Raw genomic sequence first — 21,480 nt, forward strand, 5'->3', positions numbered from 1 at the left:
ATTGGGCTCAATTTTGCCAAATCCTTGGGAGGTCCCTCATATCCTTATAAAATTCACAGATGGATCTTATATTGTTGCTAAAAGCCGTAATTTTGGGGGTTGTTGAGGGCTTGACTGAGTTTTTGCCCATTTCTAGTACTGGGCACCTTATCTTGGTCGGAGATTTGCTCGACTTTAACGATGAGCAAGGGAAGGCCTTTGAGGTCATCATCCAATTTGGCGCTATTTTGGCAGTTTGTTGGGAGTTCAGGGGCAAGCTCTTAAGTGTGACTCGATCCTTAGCCTCTAATCCCAATTCTCGTCGCTTTATTGTGAATTTGATGATTGCTTCTGCGCCTGCAATGGGCCTGGGTTTTTTATTTAGCAAGCATATTAAGGCCGTATTGTTTTCCCCAATTCCAGTTGCCAGTGCCTTTATTGTGGGTGCTCTTATTATTTTTTGGGCTGAGCGCCGTCAGGCAAAAAATGCATCAACCAAGAGTCGCATTCATACGGTCGATGACCTGACTTATTTGGATGCATTCAAAGTGGGCTTAGCCCAATGCGCAGCACTCATACCGGGTACCTCTCGATCCGGCGCCACCATCATTGGAGGCATGCTCTTTGGTTTGCCCCGCGTAGTTGCCACAGAGTTCTCTTTCTTTTTGGCGATTCCAGTGATTGGCGGTGCTACTGCTTATGAGCTGTTAAAGCTTTGGAAAAATCCAGTAAGTATTTCTGGAGAATATAGTGTGGCGATTGTGATTGGTTTTATAGCTGCTTTTATTTCCGCATTTATTTGTGTCCGATGGCTTATTCACTATGTCGCGCATCACAACTTCATTCCGTTTGCGTGGTACCGAATTGTTTTTGGCCTACTAGTACTCATGACTTCATATAGCGGCTTCATCGCGTGGTCACATTAATTATTGGATATCTGAGATGGATGTATCAATCGACGCAATTACAAATAATATTCAGCTGGCATTAGCGCCAGTGTTTTTGTTGACTGCGGTCGCAACTCTGATCAACGCGATATCCGGTCGTCTTGCTAGAACCGTAGATCGTATGCGTGCTATTCAGCATGCGATTTACGAGGGAAAAATCAAAGATGAAGAATCCCTGATTCATATGCAGATAGAGGTAAACGAAGCCAAGATTAGAGGTCGTTTATGTACCGCCGCTATTTTCTTCGATGTGTTAAGTGGAGTGTTTATCTCTTTAACGGTCCTTGAGCTCTTTTTCTTTCAGGCTGGCGCAGTTCGGTCCTTGCAAACCACTTATGTTATTTGGACCTTTGTGTTGGGCTTGATTTCTTTCATGACATCTTTATCGATTGTTCTTGGTGAAATTGTTTATGCGTATCGCTCGGCGGGCTGGGAAAGCCCAATTGCGATTAAAAAATGAAGCATGTTGATCGCATTCGTTCTTTCGTTCTTCGGGCTGGTAGAACTACTGCAGGCCAACAACGTGCAATCGATGATTTAGGGCCACGCTTTCTCCTATCGTATCAACAGGAAAGCCTAGATTTGGTGAAGGCATTTGATGGCTCCACCAAGCCAAAGATTCTTGAAATTGGTTTTGGAATGGGCGAGACAAGCGCCAAAATTGCGGCTTTGCGACCTGAGGATGACTTTTTAGGTATTGAAGTACATTTACCTGGAGTTGGCGCTCTTTTAAAACTTATTGGCGAGAACAATCTGAGCAACTTGCGCATTATTCGACATGATGCTGTTGAGGTTCTTGAGAATATGATCTTGCCGGACTCTCTCGACGGCATCCATATTTATTTTGCCGATCCTTGGCATAAAAAACGCCACCATAAGCGTCGCTTAATTCAAGCACAGTTTGTGAAATTATTGGTCTCGCGTTTAAAGCCGGGGGCTTACTTGCATCTTGCCACTGATTGGCATAACTATGCCGAGCAAATGTTACTCGTGCTGAATGCTGAGCCCAGTCTAAAAAATACTTCTAGCGAATTGGTAAAAATTGAAACCTTTGGCTTAGAGGATGCGCTAGGCCCAGATGAATTTGCCAAACACTTCAATGAATTTAAGCCAACTACTGCGCAATTGAGTGCGCAACATGCGGGCTATGTGGAGCGGCCATCTTATCGGCCGATTACAAAATTTGAGAACCGTGGTATTAACCTAGGCCACGGTGTTTGGGATTTGGTCTACCTTAAGCAGCAAGCAAAATAAGCATTCACTGTTAGACGGTTGGCTTTATAGGCCAATACAGACATATTTCATTTCTAAGTACTCATCCATGCCGTGGCTGCTGCCTTCACGCCCGAGTCCCGATTGTTTAATGCCACCAAAAGGGGCTACTTCATTTGAAATCAGGCCGGAGTTGACGCCAACCATGCCATATTCAAGAGCTTCCGCTACTTTCCATACGCGACCAATATCACGGCTATAAAAGTAAGACGCAAGACCAAATTGACTGTTATTGGCTAATTTAATCACCTCTTCATCAGACTCAAATGGAATGATGGGTGCCACAGGACCAAAAGTTTCCTCATGCGTAATCAGCATATCGCTTGTGACACCCGACAAAATGGTAGGTTCATAGAAGTTTTTCCCGGGAATGCTTGCTTTGCCACCTGTAACCAATTTGGCGCCTTTCTTGACCGCATCGGCAACATGTTTTTCAACCTTCTCTAACGCAGCAGTTTCGATTAATGGACCTTGGGTGACATCTGATTCCAGACCGTTGCCGACTTTGATGGAGCTAATGGCTTTTGCGAATTTTGCTACAAAAATATCTTGCACATTCTTGTGTACATAAAAACGATTGGCGCATATACAGGTCTGCCCTGAGTTTCTGAATTTAGACGACATTGCACCACTGACTGCTGCATCAATATCCGCATCTTCAAAAACAATAAATGGTGCGTGACCACCCAGCTCAAGCGCCAATTTTTTAACTGTAGGTGCGCATTGCTCCATCAAAATGCGGCCCACTTCAGTCGATCCGGTAAAGGAGAGATGCCTAACAGTGGGGGATGCGCAAAGTGTTTTACCTACCGCAATGGATTGCTGTGCATCGGCGGTCAAAATATTAATTACCCCATCTGGGATACCTGCGCGACTAGCAAGCTCTGCCAGGGCTAGGGCGGACAAAGGTGTCAATTCTGCGGGCTTAATCACAATGGTGCAACCAGCAGCTAAGGCTGGAGCGATTTTCCGGGTGATCATTGAGAATGGAAAATTCCACGGCGTAATCGCGACACAAACTCCAATGGCTTGTTTTAAAACCATCATACGTTTGCCGCCCCATGGGGTTTCTAAAACAGAGCCTTCAACGCGTTTTGCTTCTTCTGCAAACCACTCAAGAAATGATGCTCCATAGATCACTTCGCCACCAGCTTCTGCTAGTGGCTTACCTTGCTCCAGCGTCATGAGGGTAGCAAGGTCTTGGGTATTTTCAATAATGAGGTCAAACCACTTGCGCATGATCTGAGCACGCTCTTTTGCCAGTTTGCTTCGCCAAGCAGGCAGTGCTTGTTCTGCTGCGCTAATCGCAAGTTCAGCCTCTTGATTACCTAAATTGCTAACGGTAGCAATCAATTCATCGGTTGCTGGATTATTGACCTGGAATGTACTCTGAGCGCTTACCCATTTTCCATTAATAAAGCCCTGTTCCTTAAATAGGTTTTTATCTTTTAAAAAACTGCGAATGTCTACTTTTTGCATGATGGACTTTTCCTGTCAAAGGGCTATGCATGAATTAAGATAATTTTATCCCCAGAATCTAAGTTGTGTAATGCGTCATGGTAGAGCGTGGGGCGAATAAAAAGCCCGGTGATGATTTGCGGGGCTTTTTATTGCTTGCAGTGATAAAGCAGGCAATTAATTTGATTGTGTTTCAGCGGTACGTAATTTTTGTGCCACTAAATCTAGTACACCGTTAACATATTTATGTCCATCGGTACCGCCAAAAGTTTTGGCAAGCTCAACCGCTTCATTTATTGCGACTTTGTAGGGAATCGAAATATCTACGGCCAATTCATAGGCGCCTATCAGTAGGGCCGCGTGTTCAACAGGTGAAAGCTCATTAATAGGGCGATCAAGGGCTGGAGTGATGATGGCTTCTAATTCATCTGCACGCTCTAATACTCCCTCAAATATGCCTTGGAATAAGTCTAATTGGCAGCGCTTAAAAGCGGGATCTTCTGCCAATTGTTTAGCGATCATCGCGCTATTTGGTAGGCTGCCTGCACGTCGCATAACTAGGCTTTGATAAACACCCTGAAGGGCGTACTCGCGAGCGCGGCGACGCGGAGTCAGCGAACGCTTGGGCGCTTGAGCTTTGTCAGCACCGTTTTTAGGGTTTGCTGAAGCGGCAGGGTTTGGGTTGGATTTGGACATAGGAATCTTTACTCTTCGCCAGCGTTCATTTCGATATCGATATCTGGAGTGAGTGCTAAAGCCAGGTTAGCCATTTCAACTACAGCTTTTGCGCAATCTGCGCCTTTTTCATGAACACGTGCTTGGGCTTGCCCATCGGTGTCGCAAGTAAGAACGCCATTGGCTACAGGTAAGCCCGAGTCAATGGAGATACGGGTAATGCCCGCAGCCGATTCATTGGAGACTAATTCAAAGTGATAGGTTTCACCGCGAATGACAGCACCCAAAGCTACTAGACCATCAAACTCACCGGTTTCTACTAGTTTTTGTAGGGCAAATGGAATCTCTAGAGCACCAGGTACGGTAACGAGTTTGATATCCGATTGAGATACGCCCAATGCAATCAGTTCTGTGATGCATGCGTTAGTCAGGGCAACGCAATGCTCTTCATTAAAGCGAGCCTGCACAATGCCAATGCGCAAACCTTGACCATTGAGATCTGCTTCAAGTACGCCTACAAAGTCATTATTGGAATCGGTCATGATGGTTTGGTGGGTAAGTATGTGAGTTAAAAATTGACTGGCGTAAGGATTTTATTGATAGGGTTTGTAGCCAGTGACTTCTAGTTTGTATCCAGAAAGACTTGGTGTGGGGCTTGGGTTAGCTAGTAAGCGCATTTTGCCTACGCCGATATCTTTCAAAATTTGCGCGCCAATGCCATAGCTTCTGAAATCAGTTTTGCGAGCTAGGGGCTGTTGGGCACCACCTTCAGCTCGGTTTAATTTATTAAATTGCGCCAGCCAATCAACATCATTGGGCGACGCAATCCCTGCGGCATTTAACAATACTGCTGCGCCTGTTGGCGCCGAGGCGATAGCTTGCAGAGCTTTAGCCAAAGGCCAGGAGTGTGTGCTGACGTCGGAATCTAGGAAGTCTAAGACGGTCACGGGCTCGTGAACGCGCACTAGCGTTTCTTCATTTTCAGCTGGCTTGCCATGAACAAGCGCGATATGAAGGCAGGAGCTTGGAGTATCGCGATAGATGTAGCCATTAAATTTTCCCCACGGCGTGACAAATTCTCTTTGGCCTTCGCGCACCACAATGCTTTCATGTTGGCTGCGGTATTGAATGAGGTTGGCAATACTACCAATTTTGAGTTGATGATCTTTTGCAAACTCCAGTAGATCTGGCAAGCGCGCCATACTGCCATCATCTTTCATGATCTCGCAAATGACCGAGGCAGGCGAACACCCAGCCATGGCTGCAAGATCACAGCCGGCTTCAGTATGACCAGACCGTATTAATACCCCCCCAGGTTGGGCCATCAACGGAAAGATATGGCCCGGTTGAACCAGGTCATTTGGCTTGGCATTGGCGGCGGCAGCCGCTTTGATAGTATGAGCGCGGTCTGCTGCAGAGATACCAGTAGTAACGCCACTGGCAGCTTCAATCGATACTGTGAAATTGGTACCCATGGAAGTGCCGTTATCGCGCACCATGAGGGGTAGATTAAGTTGCTGGCAACGCTCACGAGTCAGGGTGAGACAAATTAAGCCGCGACCATGCTTTGCCATGAAATTAATGGCTTCAGCGCTCACATGATCTGCAGCCAGCACAAGATCGCCTTCATTTTCACGATCTTCCTCATCAACAAGAATCACCATTCTGCCGGATCGTAGCTCGGCAACAATTTCTTCGGTAGAGGCAAGGGTAGTCGACATAGTCCTCCATTTTAAGCTGAGGAGATAGTTATCGTGGTCCCCTACAGCAATCCACACATTTTCTGACGCCAATAGTCGCTGAACCCCGTTTTATCGATGTTTAGCTTGGCTGAAAATAACGCATGCAGCCATCAAGACTGAAATCTCCCAATGGCTTCATTTTGTTAGAGGTTTTGGTGGCAATAAGCCTAATTTCTGGGGTATGGCTTGCATCCATTGGGCATTATCACGGCCTAGCTATGCGTTTTCATCAATTGGAGATTCGGCGAGCTCAGTTGCGGCTAGATTTTGATCTTTACGAGCGTGTAGAACAATATAAAGCTGGCGATAATCAGGCAAGCAAAGAGCAAGTGGCTACCCCCAGTGTTTCTAAAAATGGATTGAAGCATGAATCTTCTGGAATGTCTCATCGGAATCGCGCTCAGCGTTCTATTACTCAATCCGCTACTCCAGGTAAGCGCTAATTTAATAAAGCAACAAATTGCCTATGAAAAAAATCACATGATGGCCCTAGAGGCAGACCGCGCATTGGAGTTAATTGGCCGAGCTATTCGAATGGCGGGCTATCAGCATGCACAGCCTGCTCAAGAGAATTCAAGCAACCAGGATTCAAGAAAAGCACTTGAGCTTCATCAAACAGCGACCCAGAATGGGTCAGATTCAATTGTTGTGAGACATGAATTATCAAGCGGCGCTGATTTTGATTGCATCGGTAATGTTTTAACAAAAGAACGAACGAAACAAGGTTTGGTGCATCAAGGTTTCTTCGTGAATAAGCAATCGCTCATTTGCCAGTCTCTAGATAAACAAGGTCGATTACAGAACACTACATTGTTGAGTGGCGTACATGCCTTGCGTATTAGAGAGCTGAGTGATTCGGGCTCACAGGTGCAATCCTGGCAAAGGGCTTACAGGGTGAGGCTGGAAATGGCAAGCGAGACATCTGGGGTAGATGAGTCAAAAACCTCAAGAGGTTTTGAGCGAATCTTTAGTACTAGAAATTTACGGTAATTACCCAGTGATACTGGCCTGGGTTATTTCATTGCTATTGTTGTGCTCATCGTTAATTGTTCATTTAGAGCGATTACTGGCTCAGCAGTTGCTGGAAATTAAGGCAATTGAGTTAGCTCAAGTGCATTTTATGGTTGCTGAAAAAACCATCTTGGAGTGCGAGACTAATATTGCCAATTTATTAAATTCATCGCAGTCCGCATGTTTCATTCAACGCCTTGGAAAAAATCTCTGGAAGATTTCTAGTAAAACAAGGCCTGCAATTGAAGTTCATCTATTGGTTGATGAAAATTCAGGAACGGTCACGCGCCTCAATTGGCGACAATCTTTTGAGTAAGCATGGGCATTCTGAGTTGGGAGCCAGCTTGCTTGAGTTGATGGCTTTAATTTTGATTGTGGCGATTGTCGCAATCAGCACGATGCCTCTATTGCATGAGCAGATTGCAGTTCGCCAAATTGAATCGATTGCGAGAAGGTTTATCGCGCATGCACAGTTTGCGAGACAGCAAGCTTTAAATTTGGGTGAGCCAGTTCAAATGACGCCCTATTTCGAAAATCAATGGGATAGCGGCTGGGTGGTCAAGAGCGCTTGCGCGAATGTCTTTTCTAAGAAAAAACGGAAGGAGGGGGATAGCTATGAATATAAAGAAAAAACCATTGCTTGCGCCCATAGGGCTTGGGTTTCTCATGGGCAAACAACGCCAATTTACTTTAAGTATGGAAACAGGCATTTTATTGACCCGCATTTAGGGAAAGCGGGCATTTTGTTTAATGCAGCCGGTGCTGCTAAGACTTCGCAAGGGGGGTTTGTGGCGAATCGCTTAGTCTTGGGTCACCAGAAGATGCCAGGCCTGGAGCGTCATATTATTTTGAGCAGTGGTGGCCGCTGGCGTATTTGTGACCCAAGAAGGGATGCTAAGCGTTGCCATTGAATGGTTTAATAGAAGCATGTATAGCTCAATTGATCACCAATGGATGGGTGAAGCCTTAGCGGAGGCTCAAAAAGCCCTTTACCTATCTAATCCAAATCCTCGTGTGGGTTGCGTCATCGTTAAAGATGGACAAATCATTGGGCGTGGTTTTACTCAAAGAGTTGGCGGTCCCCATGCCGAGATTCAGGCATTATCCGATGCAAAACTAAAAGGTTTTGATCCGAAAGGCTCAACTATCTATGTCACTCTAGAGCCATGCAACCACACTGGTCGAACGCCACCATGTGTTGATGCCTTGCTTACTGCTAAGCCGGCAAAAGTCATTGTTGCGATGGTTGATCCTAATCCTCTTGTCGCTGGAAAAGGATTGGGTCGTCTGAAGGCTGCAGGCATCGAGGTGCAATGTGGCTTGATGGAATCAGAAGCGCAAATATTAAATTGCGGGTTTATCTCAAGAATGACGCGTGGTCTTCCGTGGGTGCGATTAAAGATCGCTGCGAGTCTAGATGGTAAAACTGCATTGCCTAATGGCCATAGCCAATGGATTACTGGTTCTCTTGCTAGGGCTGACGGACATCATTGGCGCGCGCAGGCATGTGCGATTGTGACTGGTGTTGGCACCGTGAAAGAAGATAACCCTTCCTTGAATGTGCGAGAAGTTGAGACACACCGTCAACCTTGGCGAATCATTATTGATTCCAAGTTAGAGACACCCCTTGCCGCAAAAATATTAAACAATCCTTCTGAGTCAGGCGTCATGATTGTTTGTGCAAATCTAAATGGTTCTGCAGTTCAAGAAAAAGCCAATCTCCTAAAGTCGCGCGGAGTCGAAGTATTAACTATGGCAAACGAGTTTGGGAAAGTCGATTTACCAAAACTCTTTGCGTACCTCGCGCAAGAGCGCCATATGAATGAGATTCATGTTGAGGCTGGGTTTAAGCTCAATGGTTCAATGTTGAGTGAAGATTGTGTGGATGAGTTACTGCTTTACTATGCGCCATTCTTCATGGGAGAAGGTATTGGCATGGCAAATATTTCACCTTTAGACTCACTTCAGTCTAAACAAGATTGGAAAATGATTGATCAGAGCATGCTTGGCTCGGATATTCGTTTGCGTCTGATTAAATCCAAGTAATAAATAAGAACTAAAATCACCCCATGTTTACTGGAATCATTACCGCTGTTGGTCAAATTAAAAGTGCACAAGCTAAAGGCGATGGGCTTCAATTAATTATCGAAGTACCTTCTGGGTATTTAGACGATGTTGCGCTGGGCGATAGCATTGCTATTCAGGGTGCATGTATGACTGCTACAAAATTTGAGGGGAATACCTTTGCTTTGGATATCTCTCGAGAGTCTCTTAACAAGACTGTTGGCTTGGATAAGATTGGGCCTGTAAATTTAGAGAAAGCATTACGCTTAAACGATCGCTTGGGCGGTCATTTAGTAAGTGGCCATGTAGATGGAGTTGGAGAGGTATTTCACTTTGCCCCAGTAGATCAAGATGCTTACGGCTCTTGGTTATTGCGCATTAAAGCTCCAATAGATTTAGCGCCATTTTTGGCATACAAAGGCTCTATCGTAGTTAATGGAGTTTCTTTGACTGTTAATACAGCTGAAGACGTGGATGGTGCATGTATCGTCAGCATTAATTTAATTCCCCATACTCTACAAAGTACTACGCTTGGCAAATTAAAGACGGGTGATCGCGTTAATCTGGAAGTGGATCTCATCGCGCGTTATATTGCACGCATGTTGAACAAAAGCTAATCCTTTGCATTAACCACCCTATAGCCATAGTTTTATAACCCTATGTGCATTAGTCCCATTTTGGGACTAATGCACAAATGAGGGTAATTGCAAAAAAATGTTTGATTAAATTTTGGGCTAAACATTCAGATTCAGAGCAACCCTTAAAGGCTTGGTATGACGAGGTGATCAATGCTCGATGGACCTCTCCGCAGGATATTAAAAATCAATATAGAAGTGCCAGTTTTATTGGTAAAAATAGAGTGATCTTTAATATTAAGGGGAATGACTATCGTTTGATAGTGGCATTCGCGTATCGTTTTGGCGTAGTTTATATAAAGTTTATTGGCTCACATTCTGCGTATGATCAAATTAATGCAGAAACAGTGGATATGGCGGGTTTATGAAAGAGTTAAGACCTATACGGAATGAGAAAGAATATGCTGAAGTTTTAGCGGAGGTTTCTGCATTTGTTGATAATGAGCCAAAACGCGGCACCAAAGATGCGGATCGGTTTGAGCTTCTGCTTATGTTGGTGGGGGCGTATGAGGCAAAGTATTATTCAATAGCTCCACCAGACCCAATCGAGGCAATCAAGTATCGAATGGAGCAAGCAGGCTTAAAACCTAAAGATTTGCAGCCAATGATTGGTGGATTAAACCGTGTATACGAAATCCTGAATCGCAAGCGCCCCTTAACGCTGAAAATGATATGGAAATTGCATTCTATGTTGGGTATTCCGGCTGATAGTTTGATTCAGTAGGATGATGAGCTGCATGCTACTTGATATGTTCTAAGATCGATATCTCGTAGGGTCAGCGACCTTGGCCTGTTCAAAGCCGGCCTGCCTTAGTCTGCAAGACTCGCACTCACCACATGCCTGACCTAAATCATTTGCTTGATAGCAAGAAACGGTTTGCGAATAGTCCACGCCTAGCTCACTGCCTAATTGAATAATCTGAGCTTTAGTGAGATTAATAATTGGGGCGTGAACCCTAAAGCGATTTTCATTATTGGTTGATTCCACGCCTGCTTTGGTGGCTAGGTTGGCCATTGCTTCAAAGGAGGCAACGTATTCTGGTCTGCAATCTGGATAACCGGAATAATCAACTGAGTTGGCACCATAAAAAACATCGAGCCCACCCAATGCTTCTGCCCAACCTAAAGCGAGAGAAAGCAAAATCGTGTTGCGTGCAGGAACATAAGTCACGGGGATTTCTTGATCATTGCCAGGAGAGGTGGGTACAGCAATTGATGAATCTGTGAGTGCCGAACCACCAAAGCGGGTTAAATCTAAATTTACTACCTCATGACGGGCGACGCCGATTTGCTTGGCAATGTATTTTGCTGCAGCTAGCTCTGAAGAGTGGCGCTGGCCATAACCCACTGAGAGCGCATAGGGTGTATAGCCAAGATCTTTGGCTAGAGCCAAAACTGTTGTAGAGTCCAGGCCGCCTGAAAATAAGATAACTGCTGGCGCCCCGGGTTTACGGGGTGCAATATTTTGAAATACCGCAGACAGTTTAGACATGCCTTAGTTTGTTTACTTTGCTTATTTTGTTGCAGCAATCAGTTGGTGCGCATCTTTAGCGGCGTCGGTATCTGGATACTTCGCAATAATCTCATTAAAGGTTTTTTTAGCAGCGATCTTGTTGCCACTTTCTAATTGAGAGCTACCCAATGTCACCATCGCCGCAGGAATACGTGGATGATTTGGATATCGCTTAATCAGGCTTTGTAGTTGACTAATTGAACCAGCGTAATCCTTATTTGCATATTTGCTATTACCACCCCAGTAAAGCGCCAAAGGAAGGTATGGGCTCTTCGGATATTTGTTTGCAAACGCAGAGAATGCTTCATCCGCCTTCTTTAGGTTGCCCGCCTGAAATGCTTTTAACGCATCGTCATAGGCTTTTTTCTCGTTAGGCTGAACTGTGCCGCTTACTCCTTCAATCGTTGCCGTGCGTGGCTCGAAATTACCAAGACGAGTATCCAAGTCTTGGTAATAGGTCTTTTGACTAGAGGAAATATCTTCGCCTTGCTTCTCAAGGCCTTCAATCTTGCCGCGTAGTTCAGCATTGTCAGCCTTAAGCTTATCGATCTCACCTTGCAACTCTAATTGAGTCGTAGCCAAAGACTTGCGCAAATCCAAGATGGCTTTGCGTGCTTCATCATCTGAGAATAGTGCCCATGCATTGTTGGTTGCACCCAAGCAAATGACGGCCGCGCTTAAACAAAACGCTCGTGAGAGCGTTTGTTTTTGATTGGAGAAAAATGTTTCCATTTAGTTTGTAATGTAAACAATGTCAGCGCGGCGATTTTCTGCCCAAGCTGCTTCGTTATCGCCCTCAGCTTTTGGTTTTTCTTTACCAAAGCTAACAGCCTCCATTTGATTGTCTGAAACGCCCATCAAGTTCAATGACTTGCGAACCGCGTCAGAGCGACGTTGACCAAGCGCTAAGTTGTATTCAGCTGTGCCACGCTCGTCAGTATTACCTTGAATAATAATTTTCTGATTCGGATTTGCTTTTAGGTAACTCGCGTGTGCAGAAAGCATTTTTTGATATTTAGTCTGTACGGTGTATTCGTCAAAGCCGAAGTAAATACTTTTCTCGAAAAGCGGGCTCTTAGGATCGTTCCAAGGTTGTGAGCCAAAGTTGCCACTACCGCCACTACCATTCGCGCCATCAACATCATCTAGTTTTACGCTGGAGCAAGCAGCCATTAACAATGCAGTTGCGCCAATAAGCGCCCAGGTTGCTGCGCGGCGTGCGATAGAAACGTTCATGATCTTCCTTTTTTACTAGCTTGGATAAGTTAACTCATTGGCATAAAGCCGATGGCTAATATTATGCCTCCAAGACTACAAAAAAGCGCATTTTTGATCCTAAAAAGGATCTTTAGTCCATAAATGGGCCCCAAGAAGGCTGGCGAACATCAGATCCTGGAATGCTTAATACTTGCTTTGAGTTGCCGTCCACTGACACCGCTGCAAGAACTCGCTTGCCACCTACTTTGGTTGAGTAAAGAACATAGCGACCATTTGCAGCAAAAGAAGGAGATTCATCGCTAGTGCCATCGGTCAGCGCCTGTGCATCACCGGTTGCTAAATTAAGAATGTAGAGGCGATACGCACCACCAACGTTAGCGATGTATGCTAAGTATTTACCATCAGGTGAGATGCGTGGTGAAGTAACAAATCCTTGTTTGAAAGTCACACGTTTAGCGCCTTCTACCTGTTCGCCATCTGCGCTCATGCGATAGATTTGAGGGCTGCCACCACGATCACTCGTGAAATAAATATAGCGGCCATCAGCAGAATATTGTGGCTCTGTGTCGATAGTGCTGCCACGAGTTAGGCGATGTAAACCACTGCCATCGGCATTAATGCCATAGATTTGGGTGTTGCCATCTTTTGATAATGACACAGCTAATTTTTTTCCATCTGGTGACCATGCTGGAGCGCTGTTATTCCCCTTTTGATTTGAGAGGGAAATGCGGCGACCAGTGGCTAGCTCATGAACGTAAATTACCGGTTTGCGATCTTCAAATGAGACGTAAGCCACTTTCTTGCCATCAGGCGACCATGATGGAGAAATGATGGGTTCGCCACTATTCATGGCATTGCGAATATTTTGCCCATCTGCATCAGAGATAACCAAACGATAGCGCTTGCCCTCTTTGATTACATAGGATAGGCGCGTAGAGAAGACGCCACGTTCGCCTAGGAGCTTGAAAATAATATCGTCAGCAATCTTGTGGGCGGCAGCACGCAAGTTATCTGCAGAAGAGTTGAGGTTTAAACCACCCAAACTTTGTGACTTGCGAATATCAAACAATTTGTAATGAATTTCAAACTGATTGCTGCTAGTCTGCACTACTGAGCCAACTACTAAAGCATCAGCACCACGCGCAGCCCAAGATTTGTAATTTGGGGTGCCATCATCACTTTCAACGGCATTACTATTCTCAGTATTTTTGAAGTAGCCACTGCGTGCTAAATCTTGACGAATAATTTCTGTAACGCTGGTTGGTAATTTATTCTCATCTTTAAAACGCATTACCGCGATTGGGTAGAGTGATTGACCTACGCCAGTGATTTCAATATTCATTTGCGCAAGTGCTGGATTTGCGATTGTTGCAAGAGTTCCAGTAATTACAAAAGCGCTAAACCAATATAGTTTTTTCAGTTGTTGCAACATGCGTTAATCCTTGGGTTTGAATGTCAACTTCACTTCACGTTGAGGAATTTTGCCATTGTCGTCTTTTGGTAAGCTCTCAGCGCGAGATAAGGCTAGTAGTACTGCACGATCCCATCCAGCATTACCACTGGAGGTGATGACGCTGGTGCTCAAAATGGCGCCATCTGGGGCTAAGTTAACCTGAATGACCGCGGCCGGATTACCGTTCACGGACTCAGGATTAAATACGATCAAAGGCTTCACCTTTTTAATAACCTTGTCCGTCCAGCCGGGAGGGGCATTGCCACCACCACCAACACCGCTGCCCACGGTTCCACCACTGCCTCCCTCAGCGCCAGCAGCGGCCCTTAGTTTTGCCAACTGATCAGCACGAGCTTTTTCTGCTGCAGCATTCGCTTTTGTTTCGGTAGGCGATTTTGCCTCTACTTTTTTAGCCGGCTCAACCTTTTTTGGAGGCTCTTTTTCTTTAGGTGGGGGTGGCTTGACCGCTTTTGGTTTTTCTTTAACCACTTCTTTCTTTGGGGGCTCTTTTTCTACCTTCTTTTTCTTGAGGGCAATATCAGCAGCCTCTTCTTTGACTGCTGTTTTGACTTCAGGTTCTGGTGGTGTTTCAACTTGTGGCGTGGAGTCCCAAAGTTCTACTTCTACTCCTGAAGGGGTGCTGTTATTCCAGCTAATACCAATGACTAAAAAAGCCAGTAGACCCAAGTGCGCAATTAGTGAAAATGTAAATGCGCGTTTAGTACTTTCTTCTTTGGTGAATTTAGTGTTTCGCCCCCGCTTAAAAGGGGATATTGGGTTTTGAAAAGAGGCTGCGCTATTCATGAATTAGCAGAAAGAATATTCACTCTTATTTCTTATTGACTCTTAACTGCAAGGCCTACGCGTTTAACACCATTCTCTTTGAGCTTGGACATTACGTTCATGACCGTTTCATATTTAATTGATTTGTCAGCGGCCAGCACTACTGGTTGATCGGCTGACTTTTCTGCTTGTGTTCTAGCAAAGGCTCCAAGCTCAAATGGCGTCAGTGTTTGTACGGGCTCACCATCTTTGCGAACAATGACATTTTCGTTGGCATCAATAGTGAGAAACACTGGCGGCAAGGACTGAACCTTCGCGCCGCCAACAGTTGGTAGGTTAACAACGCCAGGATTGACCATAGGCGCAGTGACCATAAAGATCACCAATAAAACCAACATCACGTCGATATAAGGAACGACATTAATGTCGGCTTTAGCGCGACGTTTTGTTTTTCTCAATGAAGATGCGGCCATGAAAGATTTATCTCTCTAGAAAATCGATTAGCGTCCAGCACCTTGGCGCTGCAAGATGTTGGTGAATTCTTCAATAAATGTTTCAAAACGAATGGCTAAGCGATCTACATCGGTAGCAGCACGGTTATAGGCAACCACTGCCGGGATCGCCGCAAACAAACCAATCGCAGTTGCAATCAAAGCTTCAGCGATGCCAGGCGCAACAGCAGACAGAGTTGCATTTTGTACATTGGCCAGCCCTCTGAAGGAATGCATGATTCCCCAAACTGTTCCAAATAAACCGATGTAAGGCGAAACAGAACCCACAGAGGCCAAGAAAGGGAGGTTTGCTTCAAGGGCATCCATCTCGCGCTGATAAGTTGCTTTCATAGCACGACGAGCTGCATCAATCTCTCGAACTTTCATGAACTCTTGCATACCTGCTTCGAAGATGTGTTCTAGAACGGCATCGCTACGGGTATTGCGTTGAGCCGCCTCGAGAAGGGTATTTAGATCCCCACCAGACCAAAAATCACGCTCAAAACGCTCTGTATCTTGGCGAACGCCGCGCAAAATCGCCGTTTTCTTAAAAATAATGGTCCAGGAGGCGATGGACATGCCCAGTAATAACAACATTACCAACTGTACTAATAGGCTGGCATTAAGGACTAGGGACAGGAATGAGAGGTCTTGTGTAGTGGTCATGGTGGATTTTGTATGATGTAGGTTAATTTTACTAACTTAATGAAGCATTCCAACGCATTCTTACCTTGCCAGGATTATTACCATGTTTGACCGCCAAAACACCTTAGCCAAAGTTGATCCTCAGCTCTGGGAGGCCATCCAGAACGAAAACAAGCGTCAGGAAGACCATATTGAGCTGATCGCCTCTGAGAACTACACTTCGCCAGCGGTAATGGCGGCTCAGGGTTCCCAGTTGACCAATAAGTATGCTGAAGGTTATCCAGGTAAGCGTTATTACGGTGGTTGCGAATTTGTTGATGTGGCAGAGCAATTAGCAATTGATCGTGTTAAAGCATTGTTTGGTGCAGAAGCAGCAAACGTGCAACCGCATTGCGGCGCCTCTGCGAACCAAGCCGTTTTCTTGGCATTCTTAAAGCCTGGTGACACATTTATGGGTATGAGTTTGGCTGAAGGTGGTCACTTGACTCACGGTATGGCTCTCAACATGAGCGGTAAGTGGTTTAACCCAATCGCTTACGGTTTAGATAAAAATGAAGAAATCGATTACGAGCAAATGGAAAGGCTGGCTCGAGAGCACAAGCCTAAATTAATCATTGCTGGCGCTTCTGCCTACTCCAAGAAAATTGATTTTGAGCGTATTGGAAAGTTAGCTAAAGAAGTGGGCGCGATTTTCATGGTGGACATGGCGCACTATGCTGGCCTCGTTGCTGCAGGTGTTTATCCAAACCCGGTGCCGCATGCTGATATTGTGACCTCTACAACCCACAAGAGCTTGCGTGGGCCCCGTGGCGGCATCATCTTGATGAAGGCAGAGCACGAGAAAGCGATTAATTCAGCGGTATTTCCTGGATTGCAAGGTGGCCCATTGATGCATGTGATCGCAGCTAAAGCAGTTGCGTTCAAAGAGGCTGCAGACCCAGGGTTTAAGGATTATCAAAAACAGGTTGTGGCAAACGCCAAGGCTTTAGCTGAGACATTAATTGCTCGTGGCTTACGCATTGTTTCTGGAGGCACTGATTCGCATGTAATGTTGGTCGATCTGCGCGCCAAGAAAATGACTGGTAAAGAAGCTGAGCGTGTTTTAGGTGAGGCGCATATCACTTGTAATAAAAACGGCATCCCCAATGATCCAGAAAAACCAATGGTGACTAGTGGTATCCGTTTAGGTTCACCAGCAATGACAACGCGCGGCTTTAAAGAAGCTGAAGCAAGACAAGTGGGTAACTTTATTGCTGATGTTTTGGATAATCCAAACGATCCAGAAAATATTGCTATGGTACGCGCTCAAGTTGCTGAGTTAACTAAGCGTTTCCCAGTCTACGGTTAAGCTAGTCAAAAATAGCTAAAGAAAAAAAGAAAAGAAAGTAAACCTTGCGCTGCCCTTTTTGCCATAACGACGATACTCAGGTTCTAGATACCCGAGTCTCTGATGAGGGCGACACAATTCGTCGTCGTCGTCGTTGTGCAAAATGTGACAAGCGTTTTACAACGTACGAGCGTGTTGAGCTAGTTCTGCCTGCGATTGTCAAAAAGAATGGCAGTCGCGTCGAGTACAGTCATGACAAGCTGGCCAGTTCATTAAAGTTAGCATTGAGAAAGCGTCCGGTTTCATCGGATTCTGTCGATGAATCCATCGGGCGAATCGAAGAAAAGTTACTTAGTCTTGGCGAAAAAGAGATTCCAAGCGAGCGCGTAGGCGAGTTGGTAATGCGCGAACTCAAACGACTCGATAAAGTCGCCTACATACGCTTTGCTTCTGTCTACCGAAGCTTTGCGGATATTGAGTCTTTTGAGAGTGCTCTCAAAGAGTTAAAGTAAGCCTCGATTTATAAGAGCCTTATACAAGGTTATGTTTTTATACTACCTCATCTAAGGTACTTATAAATCGACTACAAAATAACTTCCAGTCCTTTCTTTTCGATTAGAGATAAGAGTTTTAACGATGGCCCACTTGGCTTTTTATCACCAGCCTCCCATTTCTGAATTGTTGATAGACTGGTGTTGATTGCTAAGGCAAAGACAGCCTGACTCAAATGGGTTTTACTCCTTAGTTGCTTGATGCGCTTGGCCGTCATTGGTTTTACCTCTAGGTGCCGCAAAGCTTCAAATTCTTCCATACTCTTTTTTGTGATGACACCTGCTTTATGAAGGCCCTTTACGGTATCTGTCATCTCTTCAATAATTCGACTTTTTGTTTTATTTAACATTATTTATTAGCTCCTTTAGTTCTCCAGCAAGGATTGCTTCTTCAATATCTTTATCAGTGAGGTGTAGCAGCCTACCCGCTGCGCCTTGTAAATGAACCAATTCATCATCGCTAATATTGTCTTTTTCATTTTTTGCGAAGCCAAAAAGAAAAAACCATTTCTTAGAAATCTTGCCAGCAAGCAATGTTCTGACGCCAGATCTTTTACCCATCCCTGATAGGGCAATTCTTTTCTTAAAAACATTGCCCCCAAGATCTGCGTCAACAAGACCAGCCTCGATTTCCGCAACCGCGAATAGTAGTTCTTGATCTTGTAAGCCTACTTTTCTCATCCATTTATTAAAGGTTTTGGTCTTGAAGGTACGTTTTTTGGCCATAAAAAACTATACCACTAAGTACATTAGTTAAATAATACCCCTTTTCCTGACAAAGAAAAAGGGGCTGCAAAAGCAGCCCCTTGAATTAATGAATATGTGAGTTATTTTAATGCCGCAAAAATAGAGTTAGTAATTTCATCCACACTGCCAGTACCACTGACTTTGCGATAAGCAGGTGCTTTGACTTTGTCTGTTGGACTCGCTTGCGCTGCCCATGAAGAGTAGTAGTCAACTAGTGGGCGAGTTTGATCGTCATAAACCTGTAAACGCTTGCGAACAGTTTCTTCTTTGTCGTCATCGCGTTGAATGAGTGGGTCACCCGTCACATCATCTCTGCCTTCAACTTTGGGTGGGTTGAATTTAATGTGATAAGTGCGACCTGAAGCGGGGTGCACGCGACGACCACCCATACGATCAATAATCGCATCAAAAGGCACATCGATCTCTAGAACATAATCAATCGGCACACCAGCATCTTTCATGGCTTGTGCTTGAGGAATGGTTCTTGGGAAACCATCAAACAGATAACCTTTGCTGCAGTCAGGTTGGGTTAGTCGATCTTTAACCAAGCCAATGATGATGTCATCAGAAACAAGACCGCCTGCATCCATAATTTTCTTGGCTGCAACACCGAGTTCAGTGCCAGCTTTAACCGCGGCACGTAACATGTCGCCAGTAGAAATTTGTGGAATGCCAAATTTCTCGCAAATGAATTGGGCTTGTGTACCTTTTCCGGCACCTGGTGCGCCGAGCAAAATCAACCGCATTGTTTTCCCCTTAGAAGATGTGACATTGTCCCGTATTTAGTCGGAAATCAGCATGTCAACAGACTAGGATTATCCCCGAGAACCCGTTTTAAGTCGTTTTAAACAGGGATCTCACTCTTTCTAGGTCTTCTGAGGTGTCTACCCCAGCAGGAGGAGTCTCTTTTGCAACATGCACGGCTATGCGATAGCCATTCCAGAGGGCGCGTAATTGCTCAAGAGCCTCAGCTTGTTCTGGTGGTGCTGGTTCTAAACGGGTATAGGCTTGGAGAAAATCAGCCCGATACGCATAGATGCCTAGGTGCCGTAAATGAGTGATATTTTTTGCTAATTCTGTATCCCGGGTAAAAGGGATCGTTGCTCTTGAAAAATACAAGGCCTCACTATTGCGATTGAGAACAACCTTAACGACATTTGGATTTTGAATTTCAGCGTCATCACTAATTGGCACTGCAACAGTGGAGATTGCGCATTCATGATGATCAGCGAGAGTTTGAGCAACTTGATTAATAAGTTCTGGTGGAATGAGTGGTTCATCACCTTGTACATTAACTACCAAAGCATTGCTTGGTAGTTTTAACAGTTGTGCAACTTCAGCAAGTCGATCTGTGCCTGTGGAGTGATCGGGGCTGGTAAGTAAACACTCAATGCGATATTCATCACACGCTGCTTGTATTTCAGCAGAATCGGTTGCTACCACAACACTTTGCGCCAATGATTTTTTGGCTTGCTCAGCTACACGAACCACCATTGGTTTTCCGCCAATATCAGCTAAAGGTTTTCTTGGTAGGCGTGTTGAGCCTAATCGTGCCGGTATGACTACAAGAAATTCAGGATGGTTCGTTGACATAAATTGATTGTGTCAATACCTCAGAGGATCTCGTCGGCGCTCAGGCTGCGCGCTTCTTCGACGAGCATGACAGGCACATCGTCTCGAATCGGGTAAGCCAAGCGATCTGCCTTGCAGATGAGTTCATGTGTATCTGAATTTAAGTGCAGCTGACTTTTGCACAAGGGGCAAACCAAAATATCAAGTAAGCGCTTGTCCATAAATTGTTAATAGTTAATAAATAAGAAGATTGTTTGTAAGAGTGTATCGGTATCTAGTGGCACTATCAAATTTCAGGCATTACAGGGTGTAGCGCCTTGGATCAGGCCTATGTAAGATGGATTGCATCCAATCCATCAGAGAGTCTGGCAGGTGTAATGAGAGGGGTACAACCCAAATACGATCGTCATGAATATTGGTGCATTTCACTGCATCTTTTTCGGTAATCAAAATGCAATCAGCCTTAATGCCTTTGAAGAATTCTGGGGTGTAGCCAAAATGGTCGGGCAATGGGAATTGTTTGCCGGTAATACCAAGCTTGACTAAATCATCAAAAAAACGTTTTGGATTGCCAAGACCAGCAACCATTGCAATATTCTTGGGTAAAAAACGCTCCGCAATTTGTTTGGTCGATTGAGTGTTTGCAGGATTGTTTAGTTGGTATGGTGTGCCGAGCTGACTTACCAGGTTGAAGGCGCGTCTACCTTGAAAGTGCTCATATTTAATTTCACCACTTAATTGCTCAGTGAGGTTCGTTTGTAGTGTTGCATCGCGTTCACGTGAGGCGGGTTCACGTAGTGGGCCGGCGGGCAGTAGAAAGCGATTGCCTTCACCGCGGTTGTCACGCACCACGAACTCAATATCACGACCGCCCTCTCGTGCAGGCCATCGCACAAGACCGCGATGCTGCAAACCATCATCGCTGATGATGACATTCACATCTGGGGATGCTTTGAGAAGTGCCGTGATGCTTTCTCTGCGGTTTTGAAATACCCAAATCGGAAACTGGTCATGGGTACGTTTCGCAATCAATACAGGTTCATCGCCAGCGATGCTTGGATCAGAGGAGCTCTTTACTTGCAAAGGCAATTTTTGAGTTGATGAGCCATATCCCCTGCTAATAATCGCAGGCTTCCAACCCAATTGACTGAGGCGATCTGCTAAGGCAATTACGATTGGAGTTTTACCAGTGCCACCTACTCGAATATTACCCACAATGATGATTGGCACAGGGGCAGGCTTGGGGCGTGCGATATCTAGGTCAAAGAAAATTTTTCGGATGCGTAAGATGCAGCCATATAAATATGCCAGCGGCCAAAGTAGCAAACTAGTGGGACCGCGTCTTTCCCAAAACCGAGGTGCATTTCTAAAGATCGATAAAGCCATGATGATCAGAT

At 45.1% G+C, this 21,480-nt stretch carries 30 protein-coding genes; 13 read left to right on the forward strand and 17 right to left on the reverse strand.

Annotated features, from left to right (window positions below):
• The first annotated feature begins 59 nt into the window (after positions 1–59).
• The 3 genes from DCO17_RS01345 to trmB are packed head-to-tail and all read left to right on the forward strand — an operon-like array spanning position 60 to position 2,180.
• Entirely contained in the window at positions 60–905 is an 846-nt protein-coding gene (locus DCO17_RS01345) for an undecaprenyl-diphosphate phosphatase (RefSeq protein WP_173955031.1), read from the forward strand.
• Positions 906–921: 16 nt separating this feature from the next.
• Positions 922–1,386, forward strand: a complete 465-nt coding sequence (locus tag DCO17_RS01350) for a DUF2721 domain-containing protein (protein ID WP_173955032.1) — start codon at positions 922–924, stop codon at positions 1,384–1,386.
• A complete protein-coding gene (gene trmB, locus DCO17_RS01355; protein ID WP_173955033.1) occupies positions 1,383–2,180 on the forward strand; it encodes a tRNA (guanosine(46)-N7)-methyltransferase TrmB in 798 nt (265 codons plus the stop codon). Before DCO17_RS01350 ends, trmB begins: the two co-directional genes overlap by 4 nt.
• Positions 2,181–2,204: 24 nt before the next feature.
• Here trmB and DCO17_RS01360 read toward each other — a convergent pair whose 3' ends face one another.
• The 4 genes from DCO17_RS01360 to ribBA form a co-directional block, all read right to left on the reverse strand.
• Positions 2,205–3,677: an NAD-dependent succinate-semialdehyde dehydrogenase gene (locus tag DCO17_RS01360; RefSeq protein WP_173955034.1), complete on the reverse strand. Its 1,473-nt coding sequence runs from the start codon at positions 3,675–3,677 to the stop codon at positions 2,205–2,207.
• A 156-nt stretch (positions 3,678–3,833) separates the two neighbouring features.
• Entirely contained in the window at positions 3,834–4,352 is a 519-nt protein-coding gene (gene nusB / locus DCO17_RS01365) for a transcription antitermination factor NusB (protein ID WP_217425426.1), read from the reverse strand.
• Between the two features lie 8 nt (positions 4,353–4,360).
• Entirely contained in the window at positions 4,361–4,873 is a 513-nt protein-coding gene (gene ribH / locus DCO17_RS01370) for a 6,7-dimethyl-8-ribityllumazine synthase (protein WP_173955035.1), read from the reverse strand.
• Positions 4,874–4,924: 51 nt separating this feature from the next.
• The gene (gene ribBA / locus DCO17_RS01375; RefSeq protein WP_173955036.1) at positions 4,925–6,052 is read right to left on the reverse strand and encodes a bifunctional 3,4-dihydroxy-2-butanone-4-phosphate synthase/GTP cyclohydrolase II; all 1,128 of its coding nucleotides are present in this window, start codon (positions 6,050–6,052) and stop codon (positions 4,925–4,927) included.
• Between the two features lie 122 nt (positions 6,053–6,174).
• Between ribBA and DCO17_RS01380 the strand changes: the two genes are divergently transcribed.
• From DCO17_RS01380 to DCO17_RS01415, 8 genes are all read left to right on the forward strand, one after another.
• Entirely contained in the window at positions 6,175–6,516 is a 342-nt protein-coding gene (locus DCO17_RS01380; protein ID WP_173955037.1) for a hypothetical protein, read from the forward strand.
• Positions 6,440–7,063, forward strand: a complete 624-nt coding sequence (locus DCO17_RS01385; protein ID WP_173955038.1) for a hypothetical protein — start codon at positions 6,440–6,442, stop codon at positions 7,061–7,063. Before DCO17_RS01380 ends, DCO17_RS01385 begins: the two co-directional genes overlap by 77 nt.
• Positions 7,005–7,400, forward strand: a complete 396-nt coding sequence (locus DCO17_RS01390; RefSeq protein ID WP_254598790.1) for a hypothetical protein — start codon at positions 7,005–7,007, stop codon at positions 7,398–7,400. The genes DCO17_RS01385 and DCO17_RS01390 overlap by 59 nt, the downstream gene beginning before the upstream one ends.
• Positions 7,348–7,995 (forward strand): pilus assembly FimT family protein, encoded by a 648-nt coding sequence (locus DCO17_RS01395; RefSeq protein ID WP_254598791.1) that lies wholly within the window; start codon positions 7,348–7,350, stop codon positions 7,993–7,995. The genes DCO17_RS01390 and DCO17_RS01395 overlap by 53 nt, the downstream gene beginning before the upstream one ends.
• A 16-nt stretch (positions 7,996–8,011) precedes the next feature.
• Complete coding sequence (gene ribD, locus DCO17_RS01400; protein WP_173955039.1) at positions 8,012–9,130, forward strand: bifunctional diaminohydroxyphosphoribosylaminopyrimidine deaminase/5-amino-6-(5-phosphoribosylamino)uracil reductase RibD; 1,119 nt, start codon at positions 8,012–8,014, stop codon at positions 9,128–9,130.
• Positions 9,131–9,153: 23 nt separating this feature from the next.
• Positions 9,154–9,765, forward strand: coding sequence for a riboflavin synthase (locus DCO17_RS01405; RefSeq protein ID WP_173955040.1), 612 nt, complete (start codon positions 9,154–9,156; stop codon positions 9,763–9,765).
• A 77-nt stretch (positions 9,766–9,842) separates the two neighbouring features.
• On the forward strand, positions 9,843–10,151 hold the full coding sequence (locus DCO17_RS01410; protein ID WP_173955041.1) for a type II toxin-antitoxin system HigB family toxin: 309 nt from the start codon (positions 9,843–9,845) through the stop codon (positions 10,149–10,151).
• The gene (locus DCO17_RS01415) at positions 10,148–10,507 is read left to right on the forward strand and encodes a helix-turn-helix domain-containing protein (RefSeq protein ID WP_173955042.1); all 360 of its coding nucleotides are present in this window, start codon (positions 10,148–10,150) and stop codon (positions 10,505–10,507) included. The genes DCO17_RS01410 and DCO17_RS01415 overlap by 4 nt, the downstream gene beginning before the upstream one ends.
• Before the next feature lie 30 nt (positions 10,508–10,537).
• Here the strand turns inward: DCO17_RS01415 and queC are convergent, their stop codons facing one another.
• The 7 genes from queC to tolQ form a co-directional block, all read right to left on the reverse strand.
• Complete coding sequence (gene queC, locus DCO17_RS01420) at positions 10,538–11,275, reverse strand: 7-cyano-7-deazaguanine synthase QueC (RefSeq protein WP_173955043.1); 738 nt, start codon at positions 11,273–11,275, stop codon at positions 10,538–10,540.
• 21 nt (positions 11,276–11,296) lie between these two features.
• Positions 11,297–12,028, reverse strand: a complete 732-nt coding sequence (ybgF, locus tag DCO17_RS01425; RefSeq protein WP_173955044.1) for a tol-pal system protein YbgF — start codon at positions 12,026–12,028, stop codon at positions 11,297–11,299.
• Entirely contained in the window at positions 12,029–12,532 is a 504-nt protein-coding gene (gene pal, locus DCO17_RS01430) for a peptidoglycan-associated lipoprotein Pal (RefSeq protein WP_173955045.1), read from the reverse strand.
• A gap of 112 nt (positions 12,533–12,644) precedes the next feature.
• The gene (tolB, locus tag DCO17_RS01435; RefSeq protein WP_173955046.1) at positions 12,645–13,946 is read right to left on the reverse strand and encodes a Tol-Pal system beta propeller repeat protein TolB; all 1,302 of its coding nucleotides are present in this window, start codon (positions 13,944–13,946) and stop codon (positions 12,645–12,647) included.
• Between the two features lie 3 nt (positions 13,947–13,949).
• Positions 13,950–14,771, reverse strand: a complete 822-nt coding sequence (locus tag DCO17_RS01440) for an energy transducer TonB (protein WP_173955047.1) — start codon at positions 14,769–14,771, stop codon at positions 13,950–13,952.
• A 32-nt stretch (positions 14,772–14,803) separates the two neighbouring features.
• Entirely contained in the window at positions 14,804–15,223 is a 420-nt protein-coding gene (locus DCO17_RS01445; RefSeq protein ID WP_173955048.1) for an ExbD/TolR family protein, read from the reverse strand.
• 27 nt (positions 15,224–15,250) lie between these two features.
• Positions 15,251–15,907, reverse strand: a complete 657-nt coding sequence (gene tolQ / locus DCO17_RS01450) for a protein TolQ (protein WP_173955049.1) — start codon at positions 15,905–15,907, stop codon at positions 15,251–15,253.
• Positions 15,908–15,989: 82 nt separating this feature from the next.
• On the opposite strand from tolQ, the gene glyA reads away from it, so the two are divergent.
• The gene (gene glyA, locus DCO17_RS01455) at positions 15,990–17,234 is read left to right on the forward strand and encodes a serine hydroxymethyltransferase (RefSeq protein ID WP_173955050.1); all 1,245 of its coding nucleotides are present in this window, start codon (positions 15,990–15,992) and stop codon (positions 17,232–17,234) included.
• A 44-nt stretch (positions 17,235–17,278) separates the two neighbouring features.
• Entirely contained in the window at positions 17,279–17,725 is a 447-nt protein-coding gene (gene nrdR / locus DCO17_RS01460; protein WP_173955051.1) for a transcriptional regulator NrdR, read from the forward strand.
• Positions 17,726–17,796: 71 nt separating this feature from the next.
• Here the strand turns inward: nrdR and DCO17_RS01465 are convergent, their stop codons facing one another.
• The 6 genes from DCO17_RS01465 to lpxK form a co-directional block, all read right to left on the reverse strand.
• Positions 17,797–18,114: a helix-turn-helix domain-containing protein gene (locus DCO17_RS01465; RefSeq protein WP_173955052.1), complete on the reverse strand. Its 318-nt coding sequence runs from the start codon at positions 18,112–18,114 to the stop codon at positions 17,797–17,799.
• Positions 18,104–18,490 (reverse strand): type II toxin-antitoxin system RelE/ParE family toxin, encoded by a 387-nt coding sequence (locus DCO17_RS01470; RefSeq protein WP_173955053.1) that lies wholly within the window; start codon positions 18,488–18,490, stop codon positions 18,104–18,106. The genes DCO17_RS01465 and DCO17_RS01470 overlap by 11 nt, the downstream gene beginning before the upstream one ends.
• A 101-nt stretch (positions 18,491–18,591) precedes the next feature.
• Positions 18,592–19,257, reverse strand: a complete 666-nt coding sequence (gene adk, locus DCO17_RS01475) for an adenylate kinase (protein ID WP_173955054.1) — start codon at positions 19,255–19,257, stop codon at positions 18,592–18,594.
• 88 nt (positions 19,258–19,345) lie between these two features.
• On the reverse strand, positions 19,346–20,104 hold the full coding sequence (gene kdsB / locus DCO17_RS01480) for a 3-deoxy-manno-octulosonate cytidylyltransferase (RefSeq protein WP_173955055.1): 759 nt from the start codon (positions 20,102–20,104) through the stop codon (positions 19,346–19,348).
• Positions 20,105–20,124: 20 nt separating this feature from the next.
• On the reverse strand, positions 20,125–20,304 hold the full coding sequence (locus DCO17_RS01485) for a Trm112 family protein (protein ID WP_173955056.1): 180 nt from the start codon (positions 20,302–20,304) through the stop codon (positions 20,125–20,127).
• 79 nt (positions 20,305–20,383) lie between these two features.
• Positions 20,384–21,469 (reverse strand): tetraacyldisaccharide 4'-kinase, encoded by a 1,086-nt coding sequence (lpxK, locus tag DCO17_RS01490; protein WP_173955057.1) that lies wholly within the window; start codon positions 21,467–21,469, stop codon positions 20,384–20,386.
• Positions 21,470–21,480: the final 11 nt, after the last annotated feature.

The sequence above is a fragment of the Polynucleobacter tropicus genome (assembly GCF_013307225.1).
GTDB lineage: Bacteria > Pseudomonadota > Gammaproteobacteria > Burkholderiales > Burkholderiaceae > Polynucleobacter > Polynucleobacter tropicus.

Coding starts and splice junctions, on each gene's coding strand:
- DCO17_RS01465 (WP_173955052.1), bottom strand. CDS start 18,114: ATGTTAAATAAAACAAAAAGTCGAATTATTGAAGAGATGACAGATACC.
- ribH (WP_173955035.1), bottom strand. CDS start 4,873: ATGACCGATTCCAATAATGACTTTGTAGGCGTACTTGAAGCAGATCTC.
- tolQ (WP_173955049.1), bottom strand. CDS start 15,907: ATGACCACTACACAAGACCTCTCATTCCTGTCCCTAGTCCTTAATGCC.
- DCO17_RS01385 (WP_173955038.1), top strand. CDS start 6,440: ATGAATCTTCTGGAATGTCTCATCGGAATCGCGCTCAGCGTTCTATTA.
- DCO17_RS01415 (WP_173955042.1), top strand. CDS start 10,148: ATGAAAGAGTTAAGACCTATACGGAATGAGAAAGAATATGCTGAAGTT.
- ribBA (WP_173955036.1), bottom strand. CDS start 6,052: ATGTCGACTACCCTTGCCTCTACCGAAGAAATTGTTGCCGAGCTACGA.
- nusB (WP_217425426.1), bottom strand. CDS start 4,352: ATGTCCAAATCCAACCCAAACCCTGCCGCTTCAGCAAACCCTAAAAAC.
- DCO17_RS01405 (WP_173955040.1), top strand. CDS start 9,154: ATGTTTACTGGAATCATTACCGCTGTTGGTCAAATTAAAAGTGCACAA.
- DCO17_RS01395 (WP_254598791.1), top strand. CDS start 7,348: ATGAAAATTCAGGAACGGTCACGCGCCTCAATTGGCGACAATCTTTTG.
- queC (WP_173955043.1), bottom strand. CDS start 11,275: ATGTCTAAACTGTCTGCGGTATTTCAAAATATTGCACCCCGTAAACCC.
- adk (WP_173955054.1), bottom strand. CDS start 19,257: ATGCGGTTGATTTTGCTCGGCGCACCAGGTGCCGGAAAAGGTACACAA.
- DCO17_RS01390 (WP_254598790.1), top strand. CDS start 7,005: ATGAGTCAAAAACCTCAAGAGGTTTTGAGCGAATCTTTAGTACTAGAA.
- DCO17_RS01410 (WP_173955041.1), top strand. CDS start 9,843: ATGAGGGTAATTGCAAAAAAATGTTTGATTAAATTTTGGGCTAAACAT.
- trmB (WP_173955033.1), top strand. CDS start 1,383: ATGAAGCATGTTGATCGCATTCGTTCTTTCGTTCTTCGGGCTGGTAGA.
- ybgF (WP_173955044.1), bottom strand. CDS start 12,028: ATGGAAACATTTTTCTCCAATCAAAAACAAACGCTCTCACGAGCGTTT.
- DCO17_RS01345 (WP_173955031.1), top strand. CDS start 60: ATGGATCTTATATTGTTGCTAAAAGCCGTAATTTTGGGGGTTGTTGAG.
- pal (WP_173955045.1), bottom strand. CDS start 12,532: ATGAACGTTTCTATCGCACGCCGCGCAGCAACCTGGGCGCTTATTGGC.
- DCO17_RS01380 (WP_173955037.1), top strand. CDS start 6,175: ATGCAGCCATCAAGACTGAAATCTCCCAATGGCTTCATTTTGTTAGAG.
- DCO17_RS01440 (WP_173955047.1), bottom strand. CDS start 14,771: ATGAATAGCGCAGCCTCTTTTCAAAACCCAATATCCCCTTTTAAGCGG.
- DCO17_RS01445 (WP_173955048.1), bottom strand. CDS start 15,223: ATGGCCGCATCTTCATTGAGAAAAACAAAACGTCGCGCTAAAGCCGAC.
- glyA (WP_173955050.1), top strand. CDS start 15,990: ATGTTTGACCGCCAAAACACCTTAGCCAAAGTTGATCCTCAGCTCTGG.
- kdsB (WP_173955055.1), bottom strand. CDS start 20,104: ATGTCAACGAACCATCCTGAATTTCTTGTAGTCATACCGGCACGATTA.
- lpxK (WP_173955057.1), bottom strand. CDS start 21,469: ATGGCTTTATCGATCTTTAGAAATGCACCTCGGTTTTGGGAAAGACGC.
- ribD (WP_173955039.1), top strand. CDS start 8,012: ATGTATAGCTCAATTGATCACCAATGGATGGGTGAAGCCTTAGCGGAG.
- DCO17_RS01485 (WP_173955056.1), bottom strand. CDS start 20,304: ATGGACAAGCGCTTACTTGATATTTTGGTTTGCCCCTTGTGCAAAAGT.
- DCO17_RS01360 (WP_173955034.1), bottom strand. CDS start 3,677: ATGCAAAAAGTAGACATTCGCAGTTTTTTAAAAGATAAAAACCTATTT.
- tolB (WP_173955046.1), bottom strand. CDS start 13,946: ATGTTGCAACAACTGAAAAAACTATATTGGTTTAGCGCTTTTGTAATT.
- DCO17_RS01470 (WP_173955053.1), bottom strand. CDS start 18,490: ATGGCCAAAAAACGTACCTTCAAGACCAAAACCTTTAATAAATGGATG.
- DCO17_RS01350 (WP_173955032.1), top strand. CDS start 922: ATGGATGTATCAATCGACGCAATTACAAATAATATTCAGCTGGCATTA.